Origin of the sequence: Collinsella sp. AM42-18AC (assembly GCF_003467965.1) — a bacterium.
Classification (GTDB): Bacteria; Actinomycetota; Coriobacteriia; order Coriobacteriales; family Coriobacteriaceae; genus Collinsella.
This window is the reverse complement of the sequence record NZ_QSFY01000002.1, coordinates 186,689-193,040: the sequence shown is the minus strand read 5'-3', so window position 1 is coordinate 193,040 and position 6,352 is coordinate 186,689. Positions and strand designations below refer to the sequence as shown.

The window sequence follows — 6,352 nt, the reverse complement described above, 5'->3', positions numbered from 1 at the left end:
TAAAAAACACCTTGCCAAATAGGAGCGTCAGGACGTAAAAGGCCCCGCCGCGCAACGCGCGCAGCGGGGCCTTTTACATGTCCGAGGACGCGCCCGGAGGGAAGCCCGGGACCGCCGACGGGAGTAATTTACTCAGCCGGGCAGATCTTCTTGAAGAGCTCGATGACATCGTCGAGCGTCGCCTCGCGCGGGTTACCCGGGAAGCAGGCGTCGGCCATAGCGTCCTTGGCCAGAACCTCGATCTCGTCAGCCTTCATGGCCTCGCAGACGTGCGGGATGTTCACGTCGGCAGAGAGCTGCTTGACGGCGGCGATGGCGGCATCGGCGGCCTCGTCGGTGCTCATGCCCGTGGTGTCAACGCCCATGGCGACGGCGACCTTGGCCAGGCGCTCGGTGCAAACCGGCTTGTTGAACTCCATGGCGATCGGCAGCAGCATGGCGCAGGCGACACCGTGCGGGGTATCGTAGTGAGCGGACAGGGTGTGAGCCATGGCGTGGTCGATGCCCAGGCCGACATTGGAGAAGCCCATGCCGGCGACATACTGGCCAAGAGCCATGCCCTCGCGGCCAGAGCCGGGCTGGCCGGACTTGGCCTCGGCAACGGAGTCGCGCAGGTTCTCGCTGATCAGCTTAATAGCCTCAAAGTGGAACATGTCGGAGAGCTCCCAAGCGCCCTTGGTGGTGTAGCCCTCGATGGCGTGGGTCAGAGCGTCCATGCCAGTGGAAGCGGTCAGGCCGGCGGGCATGGAAGCCATCATGTCGGGGTCGACGACGGCGACCTCGGGGGCGTCGTTAGTGTCGACGCACACGAACTTGCGGACCTTCTCGGGGTCGGTGATGACGTAGTTGATGGTCACCTCGGCAGCGGTACCGGCGGTCGTCGGCACAGCGATGGTGAACACGGCGTGGTTCTTAGTGGGAGCAACGCCCTCGAGGCTGCGGACATCGGCGAACTCAGGGTTGTTGATGATGATGCCGATAGCCTTGGCGGTGTCCATGGAGGAGCCACCACCAATGGTCACGATAGCGTCAGCCTCGGCGGCCTTGAAGGCCTCGACGCCGTCCTTGACGTTCTGGATGGTGGGGTTGGGCTTAATCTCGGAGTAGAGGCTCCAAGCGATGCCGGCGGCGTCGAGCTCGTCGGTCACCTTAGCGGTAACGCCAAACTTGACCAGATCGGGGTCGGAGCAGACGAAGATCTTCTTGTAGCCACGACGCTGGAGCTCGCCGGGGATCTCCTTGATGGCGCCGGAACCATGGTAAGAAATGGTGTTGAGAACGAAACGATTAGCCATTGATAGCCTCCTATCGTGCGCGGGGCACCCGTTACGCCCCGCACTATAAGTCCCATCCTAACGCTTTTGAAACAAAAAACACGTGAGAACGTCAAATAGTTTAAAGCGCTTCAACATACTAACGGGGCCTTAGCCCTTCCCTCCCGACAGCAGCGAAGGCTAGATTCTAGGAGCAATCGCCCAAAGAATACAACCGACTCAGTCTATAAATTGTTTCTGTTTTAGCAATATATGTTTGACAATACGTTTATAAAAAGATACTTTGTAATGAATAACATGCATACAGCAAATAACGTCATTCATTTTGTTAGAAATTGCCCATGCGGTTATTGCAGCTGCATCTACTGCAACGTACAGCGTAATTCTCCGCACGAAGCAGAAGACGGTTCCAATTCGATCGAGGCGATGACACATGGTGGCTAGTGGTCCTAAATCGAGCAAGACAGCTACAAACGAATATCAAATCTCAATTGAAGGTAACCCTTATCCGCATACTCTGGCTCTCATCAACCCAGCGGGAGACAACCTCAACATCAAAAAACATGGGTTCACGGGTCCACTAGGACAGCTATTGAGTCTTAAATATACCGTTTATGACGATGCAAATGAAAAACTCTTCACTGTCGTCGACGGTGGTTTTAGCAACATGCCCAGGGTTGCGCTCATCATCGAACACGAGGAAGTTGCGGTGTTTGATTATGGCCTAAACAGACTTGAGATGAAGTGCGTAACGAACATACCGAATTACACAATAAAAGGTAACTTCCTATTTGGAGATTACGATATATTCAGCCAACGGGAAGTGAAACTATCTTCAGTTATCGTCCTTCAATGTGATAAACAATCGTGCTTTAGCATACAGGTTTTGGATAAAGCCGAATTAGCCGCCGCAATTGGAATACCTACAGCCATTGCCCTTCTTAGGGCTCGGATTGAAGAGCATCTCGAATAAATCGCAAAAAGCAGTTTGTAACAACATTCAGGAGCTAGATAGTTTTTCTGGCTCCTGAATGTTGTTACAAACATGCACCTTAGCGCTTAAGACTCGCGGTCTGCCAGTCAGCTATGATGCGGGCCCATTTCCTGTGCAGGTCACGCTCGCGGTCGATAAACATGATGGTAAACGCGATAAACAGCAGCACGCTCGCCACCGCAATGGCGTGCAGGCCCATGCGCTCGATGCACCAGTTGCCCAGCACGGCGCCAAACACAAAGGTAAAGATCACGCCAAAGTACAGCACGCCGTTTTCCAAAAAGCCGCGCTTGTGGGTGATGATGTAGTCGTCCACGTTTTGCAGCGCGTTGCGCAGGTTACCGATGCACATGGTCGTGGCGATGCCGTGACCATGTATCTTGCGGAAGCTCTCGACCTGCATGCCGCAGGCAAACGAGGTGAGGCAGTTGGCGAGCAGGTTGTAACCGCCACCGGGGATAAAGCTCACGCCCAGTAAGATGACGGCTTCAAAGAACACCGTCACTTGGCGCCAGTGAATCACGCTGCCAAACCGCTCGTGTACCAGGTCGGCAAGCATAATACCCACAGCAAACGACACCACAGGGAAGAAGTAGCGCCCCGCAAGTGCCCAATTGCCCTCCGAGATGCTCACGCCCACGAGCAGGATGTTGCCCGTCTGCGCGTTGGCGAAAACATGATCGCGCCCAATGTACGAATACACATCCATAAAGCCACCGGCGAGCGCCAAGATGATGCCCAGCTCAATAGACTCCGATATCTGTTTGGCACGCTGCATCGTCGTGCATCCTCCTTGTTGACGACTCTCTCGTGCGTTGGCGGACATATAGCCGCCGTTCATACTGTAACCCATTGACAACATGGCGTGCGCGCGAGACGGCCCCTTCGACACGGGGATACACAGTCTGGAAACAAACGGCACCCGCATCGACACGCCGATCCGCCAGCCCATGTACTCCACCAGTCTTTTTAGCCCCGTCCCAAAAAGACTGGTTACAATTACGTGCAGCATACAAACACCGGGAGGGATCGTGGCAAAAAAGCCTCAGCACGCTCAGAACAACCAGCGCAGTCAGCAGGGCAAACAGGGCCAGCAGCAAAAGCGCGGCGGCAAGGCCCAGAGCGGCCACACCACTCATGCCTCGACAGCACCTGTCCGTCCCTGGCGTCCGGGCCGCGATAAGTTCCTCCCCGTCAACCGCGCCGACATGGATGCGCGCGGTTGGGACCAGTGCGACTTTGTCTACATCTGCGGCGACGCCTACGTGGACCACCCCAGCTTTGGTATGGCCATCATCAGCCGCGTACTCGACGCGCACGGTTACAAGGTGGGTATCATCTGCCAGCCCGACTGGACCGACCCCGCCAGCATCAGCGTGCTCGGCGAGCCGCGCCTGGGCTTTCTCGTCAGCGCCGGCAACATGGACTCCATGGTCAACCACTATTCGGTGACCAAGCACCGCCGCCACACCGACGCCTATACCCCCGGCGGCGAGGAGGGGCGCCGTCCCAACCGAGCCGTCACGGTCTACGGCAACCTCATCCGCCAGACGTTCAAGGACGCTCCTATCATCATCGGCGGCATCGAGGCGAGCCTGCGCCGCCTGGCCCACTACGACTACTGGCAGGACAAGCTCAAGCGTTCGGTACTACTCGACTCGGGCGCCGACATCCTCATCTACGGCATGGGCGAGCACGCGATTGTCGAGATCGCCGACGCGCTCGACGCGGGGCTGCCCGTCGATCAGATCACCTATATCAACGGCACCGTCTACCGCACAGGCTCGCTCGACGAGGTCTACGACTACGATCTGCTGCCCAGCTGGGACGACCTTACCGCCGACAAGCTCAACTACGCGCGCAGCTTTAATGTGCAGCAGCAGAATATGGACCCCATCACCGGTCATCGCCTGGTAGAGCCCTACCCCAACAGCGTCTATGTGGTGCAAAACCCGCCGTCGGCGACGCTCACTACCGATGAAATGGACGAGGTGGCAGAGCTCCCCTACGCACGCGATTGGCATCCCGATTACGACGCGGCGGGCGGCGTGCCGGCCTTTGCCGAGATCAAGTTTTCCATTAGCTCCAACCGCGGGTGCTTTGGCGAGTGCTCGTTTTGCGCGCTCACCTTCCACCAGGGCCGCGTGCTGCAGATGCGCGGCCACGACTCAATCATGCGCGAGGCCGAGCTGCTCACACGCGACCCGGAGTTTAAGGGCTACATCAACGACGTGGGCGGCCCAACGGCAAACTTTAGCCGCCCTGCCTGCGACAAGCAGCTCAAGCACGGCGTATGCAAGAACAAGCGCTGCCTGTGGCCGAGCGTGTGCAAGAACATGGTGGTCGACGAGAGCGGCTACACGCAGCTGCTGCGCGACCTGCGCCAGCTGCCGGGCGTCAAAAAGGTCTTCGTCCGCAGCGGCATCCGTTTTGACTACACCATGGCAGATGCCTCGGACGAGTTTTTGCGCGAGCTGCTGGAACACCATGTCTCGGGCCAGCTGCGCGTAGCGCCCGAGCATGTGAGCGACGCGGTGCTCTCCGTAATGGGCAAGCCGAGCCGCGCCGTCTACGACGCGTTCTGCCGTAAATTTGAACGCTTGAACCGCGAATACGGACTCAAGCAGTACGTAGTGCCATACCTAATCTCGAGCCACCCCGGCTCGACCATGAAGGAAGCTGTGGACCTTGCCGAGGCCGTGCGCGACATGGGCTACATGCCCGAGCAGGTGCAGGACTTCTACCCCACCCCGTCCACCATGTCGACCTGCATGTACTACACCGGCGTGGACCCACGCACCATGCAGCCGATCTACGTGGCACGCGACCCGCACGAGAAGGCCATGCAGCGTGCGCTCATCCAATACCGCAAGCCCGAGAACTACAAGCTCGTACGCGAGGCACTAGAAAAGGCCGGGCGTCGTGACCTGATCGGCTACACCAAACACTGTCTAATCCGCCCCGTGCCGCCGCGCCCGGGTGAGACGTCTGCTGGCGGTGGGCATGGCACCGGCAAGAAAGGCGGCAAGCCGCACGGTGGCGCTGGCGGCAAGGGACCCAAAGGCAGCAAGGGGCACGGCGGCATGTCGCGTGCACAGAACACTGCCGGGCGCAACCGTGCAGCTCAGGGGCGTCAGGGCGCCAACGGAGGCGGGCGTCGCAACTAGGGCAGCGGCGCGCTCGCTGCGCCCATCCCACACGCGTGGCGCAGCGAGCGCATAGCCTCAACGAGGATGACGCCGGCGATAGCGACCGTGATTACCACGTCGAGCGGTGTGTTCACAAACCACAACAGACCCATCAGGTACGACCCGGCGTTAAAGGCAAAGTGCAGCAGGATCGTGTAGCGGAGCTTTCCGGTGGTCACGAGCACCCAGCCAAAGATGAGGCCGGCGGCACCCGCATAGCAGCCCTGTACCCAGTTCATGTGCATAAAACCGAAGATTGCCGCCTGCAGCACAATCGCCGCGGCGATACCCCACGTGCTTGGTGCCGCCCAGGGCACCATGGCGCCGTCCTGCGCGCTCGCACGACGCCTGCGCTTCCAAAGCGGGCGGCACTGCGGATTAAACGCTCGTAGCGAAAACTCAAAAACAATGCCGCGCACCAGCAACTCCTCGCAAAACGGAGCGCCGAGCACCGTGGTCAGGACGGCAAGAAGGTTGGTATCGCCCAAGCCTGTTTCCTCGACGAGCTCGCTATAGTCCGCCGCAACCTCGGGCAGCAGCGACAGCACGCCGTCGCATAGGTAGCTAATGACCACCTGCATGGATAGGCCGATCACGACAACGCATGCGACGCGCTTCCATGCAGCATTTGCTCCCCCGCCGAGCGGGCGTTCACCTTGCCGGCGCGCCATGAAGGAGCGGGGCCACAGATAGCGCCACCACAGCAGCGCCATCAAAAACGACGCCGTCTGAGCGGCAGCCTGGAACCATTGGACATCGAGGTTGTCGATCGGATAGCCCGTCAGCACCGACACGGCATCGAGAACAGAAAACAGAACCACGCTCAGGGCAATATCTGCCGCGACAACGCCAAAACAGGCAAGCGCCCACGCTATCGCATTGAGCATGCCAACCTC

General features: G+C 59.0%; 5 protein-coding genes. 2 read left to right on the top strand and 3 right to left on the bottom strand.

Annotated elements, in window-relative coordinates; translation table 11 throughout:
* Positions 1-128 precede the first annotated feature (128 nt).
* Entirely contained in the window at positions 129-1,295 is a 1,167-nt protein-coding gene (gene fucO, locus DW913_RS02505; RefSeq protein ID WP_117797473.1) for a lactaldehyde reductase, read from the bottom strand.
* Positions 1,296-1,707: 412 nt separating this feature from the next.
* Between fucO and DW913_RS02500 the strand changes: the two genes are divergently transcribed.
* A complete protein-coding gene (locus tag DW913_RS02500) occupies positions 1,708-2,247 on the top strand; it encodes a hypothetical protein (RefSeq protein WP_006235355.1) in 540 nt (179 codons plus the stop codon).
* 79 nt (positions 2,248-2,326) lie between these two features.
* Here the strand turns inward: DW913_RS02500 and DW913_RS02495 are convergent, their stop codons facing one another.
* Positions 2,327-3,046: a YoaK family protein gene (locus DW913_RS02495; protein ID WP_117797472.1), complete on the bottom strand. Its 720-nt coding sequence runs from the start codon at positions 3,044-3,046 to the stop codon at positions 2,327-2,329.
* A gap of 253 nt (positions 3,047-3,299) precedes the next feature.
* Between DW913_RS02495 and DW913_RS02490 the strand changes: the two genes are divergently transcribed.
* A complete protein-coding gene (locus DW913_RS02490) occupies positions 3,300-5,435 on the top strand; it encodes a YgiQ family radical SAM protein (RefSeq protein ID WP_233541972.1) in 2,136 nt (711 codons plus the stop codon).
* Here DW913_RS02490 and DW913_RS02485 read toward each other — a convergent pair.
* Positions 5,432-6,343, bottom strand: a complete 912-nt coding sequence (locus DW913_RS02485) for a CPBP family intramembrane glutamic endopeptidase (protein WP_117797470.1) — start codon at positions 6,341-6,343, stop codon at positions 5,432-5,434. The genes DW913_RS02490 and DW913_RS02485 overlap by 4 nt on opposite strands.
* Positions 6,344-6,352 lie beyond the last annotated feature (9 nt).

Bases quoted from the DNA above. Each gene is read 5' to 3' on its own strand.
- fucO (WP_117797473.1), bottom strand. From the start codon at position 1,295: ATGGCTAATCGTTTCGTTCTCAACACCATTTCTTACCATGGTTCCGGC.
- DW913_RS02500 (WP_006235355.1), top strand. From the start codon at position 1,708: ATGGTGGCTAGTGGTCCTAAATCGAGCAAGACAGCTACAAACGAATAT.
- DW913_RS02495 (WP_117797472.1), bottom strand. From the start codon at position 3,046: ATGCAGCGTGCCAAACAGATATCGGAGTCTATTGAGCTGGGCATCATC.
- DW913_RS02485 (WP_117797470.1), bottom strand. From the start codon at position 6,343: ATGCTCAATGCGATAGCGTGGGCGCTTGCCTGTTTTGGCGTTGTCGCG.